The organism is Seleniivibrio woodruffii, from assembly GCF_029267515.1.
GTDB lineage: Bacteria > Chrysiogenota > Deferribacteres > Deferribacterales > Geovibrionaceae > Seleniivibrio > Seleniivibrio woodruffii_A.
Genome location: NZ_JAJUIS010000005.1, coordinates 53,173 through 68,616 on the forward strand (window position 1 = coordinate 53,173; position 15,444 = coordinate 68,616).

The 15,444-nt window shown below is 46.0% G+C and carries 12 protein-coding genes; 4 read left to right on the top strand and 8 right to left on the bottom strand.

What is annotated here, in order from left to right; translation table 11 throughout:
- Positions 1 to 151 precede the first annotated feature (151 nt).
- Together Q7P67_RS06755 and Q7P67_RS06760 are read left to right on the top strand one after the other, a co-directional pair.
- On the top strand, positions 152 to 1,216 hold the full coding sequence (locus Q7P67_RS06755) for a cytochrome-c peroxidase (protein ID WP_303851190.1): 1,065 nt from the start codon (positions 152 to 154) through the stop codon (positions 1,214 to 1,216).
- Between the two features lie 160 nt (positions 1,217 to 1,376).
- Positions 1,377 to 2,996, top strand: coding sequence for a methyl-accepting chemotaxis protein (locus Q7P67_RS06760; protein WP_303851191.1), 1,620 nt, complete (start codon positions 1,377 to 1,379; stop codon positions 2,994 to 2,996).
- Positions 2,997 to 3,191: 195 nt separating this feature from the next.
- Here the strand turns inward: Q7P67_RS06760 and Q7P67_RS06765 are convergent, their stop codons facing one another.
- The 7 genes from Q7P67_RS06765 to Q7P67_RS06795 form a co-directional block, all read right to left on the bottom strand.
- A complete protein-coding gene (locus Q7P67_RS06765) occupies positions 3,192 to 4,307 on the bottom strand; it encodes an OmpA family protein (protein ID WP_303851192.1) in 1,116 nt (371 codons plus the stop codon).
- Positions 4,308 to 4,436: 129 nt separating this feature from the next.
- On the bottom strand, positions 4,437 to 4,706 hold the full coding sequence (locus tag Q7P67_RS06770; protein ID WP_303851193.1) for an RNA-binding S4 domain-containing protein: 270 nt from the start codon (positions 4,704 to 4,706) through the stop codon (positions 4,437 to 4,439).
- Complete coding sequence (locus tag Q7P67_RS06775) at positions 4,696 to 5,628, bottom strand: SurA N-terminal domain-containing protein (protein ID WP_303851194.1); 933 nt, start codon at positions 5,626 to 5,628, stop codon at positions 4,696 to 4,698. Before Q7P67_RS06775 ends, Q7P67_RS06770 begins: the two co-directional genes overlap by 11 nt.
- A complete protein-coding gene (locus Q7P67_RS06780) occupies positions 5,570 to 6,541 on the bottom strand; it encodes a peptidyl-prolyl cis-trans isomerase (RefSeq protein ID WP_303851195.1) in 972 nt (323 codons plus the stop codon). Before Q7P67_RS06780 ends, Q7P67_RS06775 begins: the two co-directional genes overlap by 59 nt.
- A gap of 41 nt (positions 6,542 to 6,582) precedes the next feature.
- Entirely contained in the window at positions 6,583 to 9,891 is a 3,309-nt protein-coding gene (gene mfd / locus Q7P67_RS06785; protein ID WP_303851196.1) for a transcription-repair coupling factor, read from the bottom strand.
- The gene (gmhA, locus tag Q7P67_RS06790; protein ID WP_303851197.1) at positions 9,891 to 10,469 is read right to left on the bottom strand and encodes a D-sedoheptulose 7-phosphate isomerase; all 579 of its coding nucleotides are present in this window, start codon (positions 10,467 to 10,469) and stop codon (positions 9,891 to 9,893) included. The genes mfd and gmhA overlap by 1 nt, the downstream gene beginning before the upstream one ends.
- 70 nt (positions 10,470 to 10,539) lie before the next feature.
- Entirely contained in the window at positions 10,540 to 11,016 is a 477-nt protein-coding gene (locus Q7P67_RS06795; RefSeq protein WP_303851198.1) for a rhodanese-like domain-containing protein, read from the bottom strand.
- Between the two features lie 108 nt (positions 11,017 to 11,124).
- On the opposite strand from Q7P67_RS06795, the gene Q7P67_RS06800 reads away from it, so the two are divergent.
- Positions 11,125 to 13,110 (top strand): cache domain-containing protein, encoded by a 1,986-nt coding sequence (locus Q7P67_RS06800; protein ID WP_303851199.1) that lies wholly within the window; start codon positions 11,125 to 11,127, stop codon positions 13,108 to 13,110.
- On the opposite strand, the gene Q7P67_RS06805 is transcribed toward Q7P67_RS06800, so the two are convergent.
- Complete coding sequence (locus Q7P67_RS06805) at positions 13,101 to 13,418, bottom strand: cupin domain-containing protein (RefSeq protein WP_303851201.1); 318 nt, start codon at positions 13,416 to 13,418, stop codon at positions 13,101 to 13,103. The two genes, Q7P67_RS06800 and Q7P67_RS06805, sit on opposite strands and share 10 nt — an antisense overlap.
- Before the next feature lie 168 nt (positions 13,419 to 13,586).
- On the opposite strand from Q7P67_RS06805, the gene Q7P67_RS06810 reads away from it, so the two are divergent.
- Complete coding sequence (locus Q7P67_RS06810; protein WP_303851202.1) at positions 13,587 to 15,233, top strand: bacteriohemerythrin; 1,647 nt, start codon at positions 13,587 to 13,589, stop codon at positions 15,231 to 15,233.
- The last annotated feature ends 211 nt before the right edge of the window (positions 15,234 to 15,444 follow it).

The window sequence follows — 15,444 nt, forward strand, 5'->3', positions numbered from 1 at the left end:
TTTTATAAAATCACATCAGATATTTAAATCCGGTTAATTATAAACTATATTTTTTGATAATAATATTCGGCTTGACAAAAGCCAGATAAAGTGGAATTATTTGTTAACGATAATTTTTATCGCAAAAACCAACTAATCTAAGAGGTGGAACATGAAAGTTATTTCCATGGGTAAATGGGCTGATTTACTCACTCTCGCTTCATTTTTCGCGCTCGTTCTGAGCTTCGGAACAGCGAACGCAGCGGATGCACTTATGAAAGAGGCACAAGGCACATTTAAACCTATTCCTGCCAAGGCTCCTGCTATAAAAGGCAACGCGGCAACCCCGGAAAAAGTTGAACTCGGTAAAATGCTTTTCTTTGATCCCAGACTTTCAAAAAGCGGCTTCATAAGCTGTAACTCCTGCCACAACGTTGGCATGGGCGGAGGGGACTACCAGCCTACATCAACCGGACACGGCTGGAAACAGGGTCCCAGAAACGCTCCCACAGTGCTTAACTCTGTTTTCAACGTTGCACAGTTCTGGGACGGACGTGCGAAAGACCTTGCAGAACAGGCTAAAGGTCCCGTTCAGGCCGGCGTTGAAATGAACAACACTCCCGCAAACGTTGTTAAAACTCTTAACAGTATGCCCGAATACGTTGCTCTTTTCAAAAAATCTTTCCCCGGCGAGAAGGATCCTGTAACTTTCGACAACATGGCTAAGGCTATAGAAGTTTTTGAAGCAACTCTTATCACACCCGATTCGAGATTTGACAAATATCTGAAAGGTGATGCAAAAGCTCTGACAAAAGTTGAAAAAGAAGGTCTGAAACTCTTCATGGACAACGGATGCGCAGGCTGCCACTCAGGTGTTAACATGGGCGGCGACGACTATTACACAATGGGCGTTGTTGAAAAACCTTCAGACAGCATCATGAAAGGTGACAAAGGAAGGGTTGCGGTTACTCACGCTGAGGCTGATGAATTTGCATTCAAATCACCCTCTCTGAGAAACATTGATCTGACAGCTCCCTATTTCCACTCCGGCGCGGTTTACAGCCTTCTGGAAGCTATCGAGGTTATGAACGTTTCCCAGCTTGGCTCTAAAATGTCTAAAGAAGACATGGCTAAAGTTGAAGCGTTCCTTAAATCCGCAACAGGCAAACAGCCCAAGGTTGTTTACCCGATACTTCCCGCTCCCACCGACGCAACGCTGAAACCCGCTCTCGACTGATAACAACAAGAAGTATCTTATGAAAAGGAGCAGGCAACCCTGCTCCTTTTTTTTGTAAAGCGCCTTTTTAGTGTTCAAATTACCATTTTCATCCTTTTTCAACTGTCAACAATATGATAAACTTATGTCAGTAATTATTCGCTTTCTCAGGGGGTTTTTTATGAACATCAGGACCAAGCTAATCGGCGTTGTTATCGCAGTAAATATCATTATCATTGCGATATATGTATTTTATGCTGCATCAATAAAAAAAGACGCTGTTTATCAGAAAATTGACTCAACGTTGATATCTGCGGCGTATTCTCTTTCACCATATCTCAGAGAATATCATGAACAGACAGCAAAACGTCAGCCCACGGAGGAAGAATATAAACAGCTTATTTTCACTCTCGGCAAACCGGCAGAGGAGATAGGCGTCAAATATCTTTACTCTGTTATTGAAAAGGATGGAAAATTCTATTTCACTTCGGATTCGGGAACACCGGAGGAATATGCCTCCGGCGACTACAGCCCCTATATGAGCGAATATACGGACGCAAGCCCCAAGATTTCCGAAGCTGTCAGCACCGGAAAGATACAGTTTGACGAATACACGGACGAATGGGGGACTTTCCGCTCGGTATTTCTGCCTCTCGGCACAATAGGAGGAAATCCGGCGGTAATCTGCGTTGACTACTCCATGGAAGCTCTGAAGACAGAGGTTAACTCCGCTATTTTCGGCGCACTGTGGCGCGGAGGCATCCTTTTCGTACTCTCCACCTGCATTTTCATCCTGCTGCTGAACCCCATCATAAAAAATGCGCAGAAGATAATAGACAGGCTGGAAAATATGTCCAGCGGCGGACTGGATCTCAGAACAAAGGTGGATGTGGCGTCTACGGACGAGTTCGGACGTATAGCCGATCATTTCAACCTTTTCATAGATACCACGCGTGCGGCACTTTCCGACATCCTGTCGCAGGTGGATATAATAACAAAATCCGGTGAAAGACTAAAAACCAGTGTCAGTGACATATCCGGTGGTATTTCATCGCAGGGAAACGAAGTCGAAATGCTTATGCTGTCGCTGAACGAACTTAACCAGAGCATAGGACAGATAGCGGAAAACGCTGTGGAAACCTCTCACAAATCCTCCGATACACTGAACATCACCAACGAAAGCAAAAAATCTGTTGATATCACCGTGCAGCAGATAGAAGAGATATCCAAAAGCGTTGAACAGAATAAACAGTTCATAGAAAACCTGAGAGCATCTGCGGAGGCGATAGGTTCCATAAGCAGTGTTATCAACGATATAGCCGACCAGACAAACCTATTGGCACTTAATGCAGCCATCGAGGCGGCAAGAGCGGGAGAACACGGGCGCGGGTTTGCCGTTGTTGCGGACGAAGTGCGCAAGCTGGCGGAAAAAACTCAAAGCTCCACCAAGGAGATCGACAGCATGATAGCCTCTCTGCGCGGCGAGATGCAGGGTATCGTTGAGAATTTCTCTGAAACAACAAAGAAATCTGCACAAGGGAAAGAGATAGCCTCTGTGATAGGCTACAGCATCAGCACCATAACAGAACATACCACAGTGACCTCAGACATGATAACTCAGATAGCTGCGGCGGCTGAACAGCAGTCAAGCTCTACCGGAGAGATAACGGACAAGGTAGCCAACATAAACAGCATATCCCACAAGAACACCGAAGACCTCGAAGAGATAAACCATTCCGCAGAAGAACTTAACAACGTTGTAACGGAACTTAAAAGAGCCGTTTCGGTTTTCAGAATTTAAAGGTACGGGATATATTGCAACTGCCTTTGACCAGCGGAGCAAAGACGGTTTTCTCCCCGTCTCTGCAAGCTCCAAAGGGGGAAGCAGTCCCGTTTTTCAATATGCGTCACTAATCATAAGAAATAATCTGATGAAAAAAAGACCCCGCTGCGCTCAGGCAAACGGGGTCTTTCCAATTTTATAAGTCTGTTATGCTTATTTAACTACAGTTTCTATTCTGCGGTTTTTAAGCATGTTTTCAGGAGTGTCGTTGGGAGCGATAGGCTGAGATTCGCCGTAGCCGACTGCTGTCAGTGTGGAAGAATCAACGCCGTATTTGTTTACAAGTTCGCTTACAATAGACTCAGCTCTTTTCTGAGAGAGTTTCTGATTGTATTTGTCTGAACCTGCGCTGTCGGTGTGACCCTGAATTTCAACTTTAACAGAGGGGTTAGCTTTCAGGAATGCTGCGAAATCGCTGATTTCCTGATCATATCCATCCGCGATAACTGCGCTGTTAGTTTTGAAGTTTACATTCAGAGTTGCAGCAATGAAGCATCCCTCAGCATTAACTTTGTAGCCTTTTTTGGTACCGGGGCATTTGTCGAGATAGTCGTAAACGCCGTCGCCGTCGGAATCAAGAGGGCAGCCCATAGAATCAACAGGAGCGCCTGCGGGTGTTCCGGGGCATTTGTCAGCGTCATCGATAACGCCGTCTTTGTCGCTGTCAGCGGGAGCAACTGCAACAGCCGCGGGAGCGGGTGCTTTTTCAACAACTGCGGGAGCAGGTGCCGGCTCTTCTTTAACAGGTGCCGGAGCGGGTGCAGCCTTAGCAACGGGTGCGGGTTTGCCGAAAGCAACTGTAAGGGCGACAGAGGGAACGATATCATTGCGTGTGTCTGTCATGAACATATCTTTAACGCGAAGGTCAAGACCGACTGTGTCGTTAAAGGGAACTTTCGCACCGACACCGCCGATAACGCCTGCGTGGTTGTCGTCATAGAACATACCGCCTACGCCAAGCAGAAGGTAAGGTCTTACAGCACCGTTAAGGTTGAAGTGGATAAGAGAGTTAAGGCTGAGTGTGGTCGCGCTGACCTCTCCGCCGTTGTCTTTGTCTGCATCAGCATACGCAAACTCCCCTTCGAGTGCGTATCTTTCGGAAAGAAACTTTCCGAATCTGAACGCAGGTTCCGCCGCATCGTCAAGATCGTGCTCGGAATCAAAGAAGTGATACCCCAGTGCAGGTGCAATGTACATTTCGCCTTTATCATAGGCAAACGCCGTCGTCATACATGATGCGGCAAGGACAGATATAAGAAATTTTTTCATTGTCCTGAATTCCTCCTATATGATTGATGAAAAAAATATTACCACATATAAGAAAATCTTCAAACAATCATTTACGGTAGGTAGGTGCTTTTTCACAATAATGAAAGCCCCGAAATGTCGGGGCTTAACTCAGATATCTTCTTTCGCTTTATACTCAATCACTTGGACATATTTATCAACGTCCTGTTTTGGAACACTGCCCTTATCCGGCAGAGCGGTTATTTCCAGCTTTTTATACATGTTCCATGTGTCAATTTCAAGAATATCGCCTGTTTTAAGCTGAGCAGAGGGCTTTGCGATGCGTCCGTTGAGCTTAACAAACCCCTCGTCCGCCATCTCGTTTGCCACAGAGCGGCGCTTTATAAGCATCATCACCTTGAGAAACTTATCAACCCGCATATTTCCTCTGTATGAAAATCTCGTCTTTTTTATCAGCGAGCCACTGTTCGAAAGCCTCTTTAGCTTTCTTATCTTTCATTGCTTTGATGATGTTCTCTTTTTTATCGCTTTCAACTTCGGATTTGTCTCTGTATCCCTCAACGTAAAAAACTCTGAAGCCGTCCACGTCCTCTATGGGTTTTGTGATTCCCTGTTTCATATCGCCGATAAGCCCGCGTATCTTGGGGTCAAGGAAACCGAGTTCAACCCAGCCCAGATAGCCGCCGTTTTCAGCCAGCTTGTCCTCTGAATATTTCATAGCTGTATCACGGAAGCTCTTGTGTTCTTCATAATCCTTCATAGCCTCGTCCAGCTTCTCCTTTGATGTGAATTTCATCATGCGAAGCTCGTACATATCGGACAGATCAAGAGTTTTTTCGTGTTCTGCAACATAGTTCTTAAAATCATCATCAGTAACGACAACTTTCGGACGGAAAACAGAGGACATCAGTCTTGTTGTAAGGATATCCACTTTGATTTTCCATTTATACTGCTCATATGTCTGGTGCTGAGCAGCGAGAAGTTCTTCCAGTTGCTCTTTGTTGACGTTGTTTCTGTGCATGATATCCTGAAGCGCGCCTTCAACCTCCGCATCGGAAACCCGAACGCCCTCTTCTGCGGCGGCAATTTCAACAACGTAGTTATCGATGAGATTTTCCAGATTATCGCGGTAGAAATCGTTGAGCTGCTGCTTTCTCTCGTCACCTTTAAACTTGGTGTAGATGAGTTTAAGACGCTGAGGGTTCAGCGATTCAACATCGTACTGTGTGATTGCCTTATCTCCGACAACTGCGAAGACGCGGTTTATGACCTCCGCGCTTGCGCTACTGTAAGCCAGAACCGAGAGAAGAGCCGTCAGCAAAAACAATTTCAGATTTTTCATATAAGCCATCGATATAGTCCTTTAATTTTTTTTCCTGTTTTATTCCGTAAAGCTCGTCTTTCAACTGAGCCTTATAATAGTCGAACGAATTTACCTTTCCTTTAATATCAACCAGGCGGAAGATATGGTATCCGAACTCGGATTTAAGAACGCCGCTGGTCTGCCCCGGTTTCAGTTTAAGCGCCTCGGAAAAGACATCCGGATAGGAAGAAACGTCAATATACCCAAGATCGCCGCCCTGTTCCGCTTCCGGTGCGATGGAATATTTCTGCGCAACCTCCGCAAAACTTATACCTTTATTCATCATAGTGAGGGCTTCGCGTGCTTTCTTCTCATCTGCGGTAACTATATGGAGTATATGAGCAAGCGCGACATCCGAAAGTTCACTTTTGCGTTTTTCATAGTATTCTTTCAGTTCCCTGTCGGAAACGGTTATATTGCCGGTTTCGTCGCTGAGCAGTTCCGTAACGATAACCCTCTGACGCAGCAGTTCCTCAATTTTGCCGAAATCAAGGTCATACTGTTTCTGCATCTCTGTTATGGTCTGTTCGCCCTGTTCTTTTTTAAAAGTATCAAGAAGCTCTTTGAATTTCTTTTCGTCAATCTTTACGCCCTCTTTCTTCGCCTGCTGCAAAAGAAGCCTGTGGCGTATGAAATCTTCTTTAAGAGAATCCAGCACAGCCTTATTGTCTCTGTTTTCAGGATCCATCATGGCGTTTGTATAGGATATGAAATCTTTGAAATCCCCTTTGGTAAAAACCTCTTTATTGATTGTTACGAAGGGTTTTGAAAGGTCTTCAGTGTCCTCTGTCTTTGTGTCCTGTTCCCGCGCATTCTCTTTCTCTTTCTTTCCGCATCCTGCGAAAATAATCAGCGAGGCAATTATAAGGATAATGAAAGGTAGTCTCTTCATAGCAACAGATTACTTAATAGCTAACCAATTTGCAATAGTCTTTATTCCCGTACCGGAGCTATGAGTGAGAGGAACACAGCGGCTGACGGAAGCGTTTTCTCTGCCTTTTCAAAAAGCAGCGACAGGGTAAATTCATCGTCAAATTTAAGCATACCGCCGCATTGTGAAGCGCTGTCCATAAGAACAGGAGGCGAAACAAGGCTGTTTTTCGTAAATTTCATTTTAATGCGGTTGGAATAGATAAATATTTTTTCGATATTCGCCCTTCCGGCAAGGTTTTTCAGAAGCATTATACGGGCAAAGTTTTTTGTCTGCTCGCCTGTCCCTCCGAACATCCCCTCCATCTCCTCAAGAAGTCCCGCCACCTCTTCCTCTGTGACGACATATGAAAACTTGCGGTAGTAATCAAGCCTGAGCCGCGTATCCTCAATGTAGTCGGCTGGAATATAATGCGGAACGGCTGTGATTATCTCGGTGTCCGTAAAGATATCCGTTATTCCTTTAAGTTCTTTCACAGCCTCATCTATCATGGCGATGAAAAGTTCATAGCCAACCTTCACCACAAAGCCGGACTGATCAGCCCCCAGCAGGTCGCCTGCACCACGGAGCTGCAGGTCATAGAAAGCAATCTTAACCCCGCTGCCGAGGTCTGAAAGCTGCTGGATGATTTTAAGACGCTTCTGGGCAACCTGTGAAAGACCGGAGAAGTTCGGCACCACAAGATAGCAGTAGCCGCGGCGCACGGAACGCCCGACCCTTCCTTTAAGCTGATAAATCTGCGCCAGCCCCAGATGGGCGGCATCGTTTATCACTATTGTATTAACGTTGGGGATGTCTATCCCGTTCTCGATAATAGCTGTGCAAACCAGAATATCCGTCTCTCCGGCATAAAAGTCCATCAGTATCTTTTCCAGCGTCTGCGCGTCCATCTGCCCGTGGGCAAACGTTACGCGGGCACCGGGAAGCATACTGCGCACGCCGGCAGTTACCTGTTCAATATCTTCAACCTTGTTATGCAGATAGAAAACCTGCCCTCCGCGCTCAAGCTCGCGCTGAATTGCGGTCTTAATCTCCTCGTCCTTCTTGACAACCTTAGTTATAACGGGCAGCCTGTCCACAGGCGGAGTATCTATAACGGAGATGTCACGTATTCCGGAAAGCGAAAGCTGTAATGTCCTGGGAATAGGCGTAGCGGAAAGATATAGAACATCCACATTGGTTTTCATGGCTTTAATCTTCTCCTTGTGGGAGACGCCGAACCGCTGTTCCTCATCGATGATGAGCAGACCGAGGTCGGAAAACTCAACCTCTTTGCCCAGCATTTTGTGGGTGCCGACAAGGATGTCCACCTGTCCTTTGGAAAGCCTTTCCAGAATGTCACGAACCTCTTTCGCAGTGCGGAAACGGCTTATGTATTCAACGTTTATAGGCATTTCGCCGAAACGCTTTTTAAATGTCAGATAGTGCTGACGGGCAAGAACCGTTGTCGGAACCAGCACCGCAACCTGTTTGCCGCCCGCCACAGCCTTACATGCGGCGCGCATGGCAACCTCAGTCTTTCCGAAACCGACGTCGCCGCAGACCAGTCTCTCCATTGGGAGTTGGTTCTCCATGTCGTTGTATACGTCGTGTATTGCGGTAAGCTGGTCGTCGGTCTCATCAAATTCGAACAACTGCTCAAACTCCTCCGTCATCTTCCCGTCATCATGAAAAGCAAAACCTTTTTCCAGTTTTCGCTTGGCATAAAGCTGGAGAAGGTCAAAGGCTATCTTCTTGGCGCGTGTGCGCGCCTGCGCTTTCAGCTTTTTCCACGTCTGTGTCTGGAGCGAGCTTATGCGGGGTCTGCCCCCTTCGGAGCCGATGTATTTCTGCAACTGCCCTATGGATGACAAAGGCACATACAGAAATTCACCGTTCTCGTATTCAAGCTGTAAGAAATCCCCCTCAACACCGCCGATGCTCTGATGCACCAGCCCCTTGTATATGCCGATACCGTAGTCTACGTGGACGACGTAATCGCCGCTTTCAAGGTCTGATATGGAGGTCGAATAAACCTCTTTCCTGCCACGTTTCGGTTTTTTGCGGGCAACGCCGAAAATGTCCTCGTCGCTGAACACTGCCAGCAGCCGTTTTTCGTCTATGAAACCGCCCCGAAGTTTCTCATTAAGGACATAAAGCCCGGCGTGGGTCACTTCGGCATGAACGGAAATTTTCTGTGCGCTGTAGCCGTAGTCCACGGAAAAATTCGTGAACAGTTCAAGCAGTCTGCCGCTCTCTATGGCACAGACAACCCTGTACCCTTTCTCCGTATGGTTCCTTATGGTGTCCATAGCCGCCGCCATGGACTGATATACGTTCCCTTTTTTTCCTCCGAGAAGCATTGCACTGCTCTTATAAGGCACTGTCACCGCGCCCTCGGTAACGATATCCGCCAGAACAAGCCGTTCGTGTTCGTCGTATTCCGGATAGATTATAGAGGGGTTTATAAAGTTATGTGTGAAAAATTCGCCTTCAGGTCTGCGTCTGTCCGCCAAAGAAAGCATATCTGTGAAGTGAGTTTTGTAATCCTCTGTAAAGAAAACGAAATTATAGCTGTTGCCTGCATATTCGAGAATATTGGACATCCGCCCGTAAATGGCCGGAGCTAACCAGTGACACCCGGCATATTTGCCGTAAAGCTCTGTTTTATCCAATATGTCTTTGTCGGTTATATGCTTTTTGATATCTTCCGCATCGAAAAGCGCCTCTGACGCAGGGAGCAGGGTCGCGTGCTTCATGGTCTTTACCGGTCGGCGGGTACTTTTGTCCACAACGGAGATGCGCTCCGCTTCATCACCGAAAAATTCTATCAGGCATGGATTTTCAAAATCAGCCGGAAAAACTTCAAGGATATCTCCTCGGAAGGCATACTCTCCCTGACCGTCAACAAGCTCCACATGAACGTAGCCGGCGTAGTTCAGAAGGTATTCAAGCTCCTGTCTGTCATAGTCCTGTCCCACATTGATATTTATAACTGCACTTTTAAATACTTCCGCAGGTGGCAGACCTTTCAGAAGGGCATACGGAGTCGTAACCACGATGCAGGGCGCATCGGAGTTAAGCAGTGTATTCAGTGTCGCGGCACGTGAGGATATTATCTCCGGAAGAACCCTCGCCTCTTCAAAAGGTTCCTGAGTGTATTCCGGAAATCCTATTACAGCGGAACGGGAAAAGAAATATCTGGTCTCCTGAAGGACTAACTCGTATTCCCTCCGGTTTGCCGCCACAAAGAAAGTAACCCGCCCCTCCGGTCTTTTGTTATAAAAGTACCAGACTGAGGAGCATCCCCAGAGACCGCAAAACTTCTGCATCAGGCAAATTTGCCGAACATCATCTCATCCACAAGCTGACAGATTATATGTGCCGCCGCTATGTGGATTTCCTGTATTCTTGCGGTGTTGTCCGTGGGCGACTGGAAAAGGATGTCGCAGAGACCTTTCATCTTTCCGCCGTCTCGTCCTGTGAAACCGATTATGCGGACTTTCATCCTGTCCGCCTCGCGCAGAGCTCTTACGACGTTTTCAGAGTTGCCGCTGGTGGATATACCCCAGAGGATGTCCTTTTCGCTGCCGAGCGCACTGACCTGTTTCAGAAATATATCGTTGAACTCGTAATCGTTCCCTATTGATGTGATGATGGAGGTGTCCGTTGTAAGGGCTATCGCCGGAAGTGGCGGGCGCTCCATCTTAAACCTGTTCACAAACTCCGCTGCAATATGCTGCGCATCCGCCGCAGAACCTCCGTTTCCGCAGATAAGCAGTTTCCCGCCGTTCTCGAAACACTGGGTTATTTCCGTTGCAATGGCTATCAGAACAGGGGTGCTCTCGGTGATAAACCTCGTCTGCACCTCTTTCATCTCTTCAAAAATCGACGCAATATATTTATCCATATGCCGTCCCTGTTAAAGCATTTACACAATTAATATATGCCTGACGAAAAGATAGCAATAGAAATCGTGTTTATCTTATTATAAGAGCGTCTTTTCCATATTTAACTTTTGCTATGAGATAGTACATGCCATGCGGGTCAAGTCCGCATCCGCCATCTTCAACAGGATCTGTGAGGTCATAGAACATCTCTTCCGCACGGGGACCGAACGGGCAAACGAAGATTATCTTTTTGCCTTCAGGAAGCTGAGGAACTATTTTTTCACACGCTCCGTCCTCTTCAAAAAGGGCAACGGGGATGTTGGGCATACCGTCGGTATGCTTCTTCTCATATTCCTGCGGGGTTCTGACATCTACGACAAGATAGTCCGCGGGCAGACCTTCATAAAACAAAGGTGCCGCGTTTTCAACGGTTACTTTTCCGCTTTCCGGCATAGGCAGGGGATTTGCGACCTTTCTTGATGTATTCGAAACGTAAAAATATGCTCCGCCGCCAATAACAAGAAGCCCGACAACAACGCAAACTACAATAAGTATTATTCTTTTCATGTCTCCTCCTCAGATTAATCCATATACTCTATTTCACATATAATCAATATAAACATCTAGGTTGCACCTGTTAAAATGCAGTAGTAAAATTAAGCAACCGGAGCAAAAATGACTCAAAATAAAGAAAAACTCAAAAGATATTACTTTCTGACAACATTCGCAGTGATAGCTTTTATAATCATGTCTATCGCCGTCGGATTTGTCATAGAAGAACATAACAATTTTGAGAAAACACTCCGGACAAACAAGCAAAACCTAATGGACAGTAAAAAACAGACGCTGAAAGGAATAGTGGACAGCGTTGCCCAACAGGTGCGGCTTACTATATCAGAATCGGAAAACGATCTTAAAGAACGCATAAATGAACGGCTCAACCTTGCGTATTCCGCCGCTGAGGCCACATATGAAGAATCCGGAACCGTAAAGGAAGCCATGAACGACGTCAAAGCGGCTCTTTCCGGCATGGTCTGGGGCAAAAATTATATATTTATCTTCGACATGAACGGTTATGTCATAAGCTCGCCGCTGCAGAAGCATCTGGAAGGCAGAAATATCCTTGAAAGTCCAAACAAAGCTCCTAAAAAAGCTATGACAGAAGCGCTTGCCAAACTTAAAAATGCCGATACCGCAGAGTTTACCACATCATGGATGAATACAGGCGGTGCCCAAACGTCGGTCAAACAGATAAAGCTGCGTAAATTCGCACCCCTCAACTGGGTCATAGGCTACGGGGAATACTGCGACGACTTCACTCTGGAGGTTCAGGGAAAGATCATAACCCAGCTTGAATCCATAAAACTTCCTGAAGACGGATATATCTTCATGTCCGACTACAACGGAACTTCTCTTACAAAACCCGCGCGCAACAAATTTATGCTGAATGTTCAGGACTCCAACGGGAAGTACATAGTTCAGGATATGATAAAACTGGCAAAGAACGGAGGCGGATTTTACGAATACGTCATGCCCCCCTTTCCCGGAATGAAACCTGAGAAAAAACTCAGCTATGTGACAGGCATAAACGGCTGGAACTGGTACATAGGCACCGGAATATACCTTACTGATTTTGAAAATGAATACGCAAAAAGGATGCAGGCCGAAAAACAGGATTCCGTGAAAGAGCTTGGGGTGGTTCTTCTGCTGCTCTCGGCAGTGCTTGCTCTGGCAGGGCTCATCACCTTCGTAATGTCCAACCGTATGGAAAAGCTCATCGACAGGCACAATCAGGAGATAAAAAGAAAGAACGAGGAACTCAGATCACTCAACATATCTCTGGAATCAAAAGTTGCCGAAAAGACGGCAGAGCTTACGGCTCTTAACGCTTCTTTGGAACTGCGGGTCAAAGACGAGGTAGAAAAAAACAGGGAACAGGAACACATCATGTTCCAGCAGGGAAGACTTGCAGCTATGGGAGAAATGCTTTCAAACATAGCCCACCAGTGGCGGCAGCCGCTCAACAATATAGGACTCTATATTCAGGATATTCAGGATGCTCAGGATGCCGGCGAACTTTCAAAAGAATATCTGGATAAATCCGTGCTGACCTGTCTCAATATAATCCAGCACATGTCCGCAACCATAGACAACTTCCGTGACTTTTTCAAGCCGGACAAGGAACGGGTGCTTTTCGACGTGAACGACTGCGTTAACCAGAGCCTTACACTTCTTCGCGCAGGCATAGAAAACAGCCGCATAGAGATCAGAACCGAGCTCGAATCCTGCGGCAAAGTGGCTGGCGTTCCCGGCGAATATTCTCAGGTACTGGTGAATATAATAACTAACGCAAAAGACGCTCTCATAGAGCACAACGTAAAAAACCCGTGCATAACAATCAGAAGCTGGAGCGAAAACCATATCGCCGCAGTATCCATTGAAAACAACGGGCTTGGTATACCGGACAATATCTCTGAAAAGATTTTCGAGCCGTATTTTACCACCAAAGAAGAGGGAAAAGGCACAGGGATAGGGCTTTACTTCTCAAAGATAATTATTGAGAAAAACATGGGCGGTAAAATCACGTTCAAAAACATACAAAACGGAGTTGTCTTCATCGTTTCACTTCCTGAAGCGGACGAGAACCCTTCCTATCTGTAATCCTCACGCACGGGATAGAATACGTCCAAAAGCTCACAGTCGGTTATCGCCCTGCCTTTATGGGAGACACCCGAAGGTATCATGGCAACATCGCTGTGGGTGAGCACCTTCACCTCGTCTCCGACAGTCAGTTCGAAAACACCGTTTATTAATTTTGTCATTTGCTCATGAGGGTGCGAATGTTCGGGAAGCTCGGAACCTGACTCGAAGCGCCATAACGACATCGTCATATTTTCAGAATGAACGAAACGGGCTTTCGCCCCTTTAAACATTTCTTTTTCAAGTTTTTCAGTATGAATAAAAGACATTTTAGCTCCTAATTTGCAATTTCATTAAAAATACACATATAGAAACAGCATTAAAACTACCATTTCTGGTAAATATTATACTAATTCCAAAAAAAACTAACAGATTTATTTACATCACAGATTATATAGGTTAATATTTTTTGTATTTTATTTTGTTCAGGAGTCATAATGAGTCAGATTAAAACTAACCATCTGATGCCAAAGGTTATATTCATTCTTTTACTACAGGGTTTCACAGCTCTCCTCATTTTCTGGTTTAACTACAGAAAAATTTCACAAGCGTTAAAGATGGAGCCTGAAACGGCAAAAGCTCTCCTTGAAAACTCATCGGGGTCGATACTGATAATCTCTCTGGGGCTTCTCGTATTCGGACTTCTGATAGCGATTGCAGTCGCAACACTATTCCACGGATCATACTCAGGCAGCGTGAGCAACATTTCCGATGTTCTCAGAAGTGTCAAAAACGGAGACCTGCGGATGCGGGTTGACGAAAAAGCCGCCAAGGCGATGCCGGAACTGGGGGATTCAATAAACTCCGCTGTGGAGGACTTTGAAACAACCATCGCAAGTTTCGGATTCGCATCAAACAACATCAAAAGCGCTTCAAAAAACCTCATCGAAATCTACACCAACGTCGGACACAGAATAAGCATAGTAAACGACAACGTAGTAAGCGTGAGCTCCGCGGCGGAAGAGCTATCCTCAACAGGCTACAATGTGCTTGAAAAATGCCGGACATCATTTGAAAGCATAAGCAAATGCAACGATGACGTGCTCAAAGGCAAAAAGATAGTAACACAGAGCAAAGAGAGCATGGAGGAGATAGCCGGAAGCATCAACTCCATAGTGGACGTCGTTTCAGGATTTCAGAAACAGTCGCAGGAGATAGGACAGATAGTAATCTCAATCAACGATATTGCCGAGCAGACGAACATGCTGGCGCTTAACGCCGCCATCGAAGCGGCAAGAGCAGGAGAACACGGCAAAGGTTTTGCGGTTGTTGCGGATGAAGTTCGCAAACTGGCTGGTAAGACATCCGAATCCACCAAAAAGATTGAGGATGTAATTAAAGAGCTCCAGATGCGCATCAAAACCGTTTCCGAATCGGTACACAGTTCCGTTGAGATGGTTGAAAAAGGTATCGAACTTTCCGGCGAATCAGTGGCATCCATTGACGCCATAGACAACAATATCAAACACGTTGCACAGCAGATCGAGGGTATCGTTCATTCGAAAGAAGAGGAATCCCTTGCGCTGGCTGATGTTACTAAGAGCACAACAGAGATAAGCTCTGAAACTTCGGAAATAGTCGCCACCGTTGAAGAATCGTTCAGCGCCGGTCAGAACCTTGTTGACCTTTCAGACGGACTCAGCAGTAAGGTTAAAAAATACAAATCTGACAAGATGAACGTATATATGCCATGGAGCCGCGACCTTGAGCTTGGCATAAAGGTCTTTGACGACCAGCACAAGAAGCTGATAGATATGATAAACCAGCTCTATGATGCCATAAGGGACAACAAGGTAAGGTCAACGATAGACCGGATACTTAACGACCTCGTTTCATACACCGTTTACCACTTCAACACGGAAGAGGAAGCGTTTAAAAGATACGGATACCCCGATTTTGCGAAACACAGGGAGATACACGAAAACCTTAAAAAGACCGTGGGCGAGGTCAAGGCAAAACTCGATTCCGGCAAAGAAGTTATCGGGTTTAACATCATATCGTTCCTTGAAAACTGGGTAAAAAACCACATTATGGTGGAAGACAAGAAATACGCACCGTTCCTCAAAAAGAACGGCATGGAATAAAACAGAAACCCGCTCAGCCGAGCGGGTTTTTTTATAAAAAGATAAGATTGCCGCGTCGCAAAGATCCTCGCGAAGACGAAAAGAAATTCCGTCTCTGCAAACCCGTTTAGGGGTGAAGCAGTCTCGTCTTTAATTAAGTCAGCAGCAATTTTAGGTATCGCCGTTTTAATGCAAGCAGTACAAGGAAGTTTTTCCGAAAGGGCTGCGAGCA

What these genes read in the sequence shown, in the direction of transcription:
- Q7P67_RS06775 (WP_303851194.1), bottom strand. Translation starts at nt 5,628, where the DNA reads ATGAAAAATCTGAAATTGTTTTTGCTGACGGCTCTTCTCTCGGTTCTG.
- Q7P67_RS06770 (WP_303851193.1), bottom strand. Translation starts at nt 4,706, where the DNA reads ATGCGGGTTGATAAGTTTCTCAAGGTGATGATGCTTATAAAGCGCCGC.
- Q7P67_RS06755 (WP_303851190.1), top strand. Translation starts at nt 152, where the DNA reads ATGAAAGTTATTTCCATGGGTAAATGGGCTGATTTACTCACTCTCGCT.
- Q7P67_RS06780 (WP_303851195.1), bottom strand. Translation starts at nt 6,541, where the DNA reads ATGAAGAGACTACCTTTCATTATCCTTATAATTGCCTCGCTGATTATT.
- Q7P67_RS06805 (WP_303851201.1), bottom strand. Translation starts at nt 13,418, where the DNA reads ATGTCTTTTATTCATACTGAAAAACTTGAAAAAGAAATGTTTAAAGGG.
- Q7P67_RS06760 (WP_303851191.1), top strand. Translation starts at nt 1,377, where the DNA reads ATGAACATCAGGACCAAGCTAATCGGCGTTGTTATCGCAGTAAATATC.
- Q7P67_RS06795 (WP_303851198.1), bottom strand. Translation starts at nt 11,016, where the DNA reads ATGAAAAGAATAATACTTATTGTAGTTTGCGTTGTTGTCGGGCTTCTT.
- Q7P67_RS06765 (WP_303851192.1), bottom strand. Translation starts at nt 4,307, where the DNA reads ATGAAAAAATTTCTTATATCTGTCCTTGCCGCATCATGTATGACGACG.
- Q7P67_RS06810 (WP_303851202.1), top strand. Translation starts at nt 13,587, where the DNA reads ATGAGTCAGATTAAAACTAACCATCTGATGCCAAAGGTTATATTCATT.
- Q7P67_RS06800 (WP_303851199.1), top strand. Translation starts at nt 11,125, where the DNA reads ATGACTCAAAATAAAGAAAAACTCAAAAGATATTACTTTCTGACAACA.
- gmhA (WP_303851197.1), bottom strand. Translation starts at nt 10,469, where the DNA reads ATGGATAAATATATTGCGTCGATTTTTGAAGAGATGAAAGAGGTGCAG.
- mfd (WP_303851196.1), bottom strand. Translation starts at nt 9,891, where the DNA reads ATGCAGAAGTTTTGCGGTCTCTGGGGATGCTCCTCAGTCTGGTACTTT.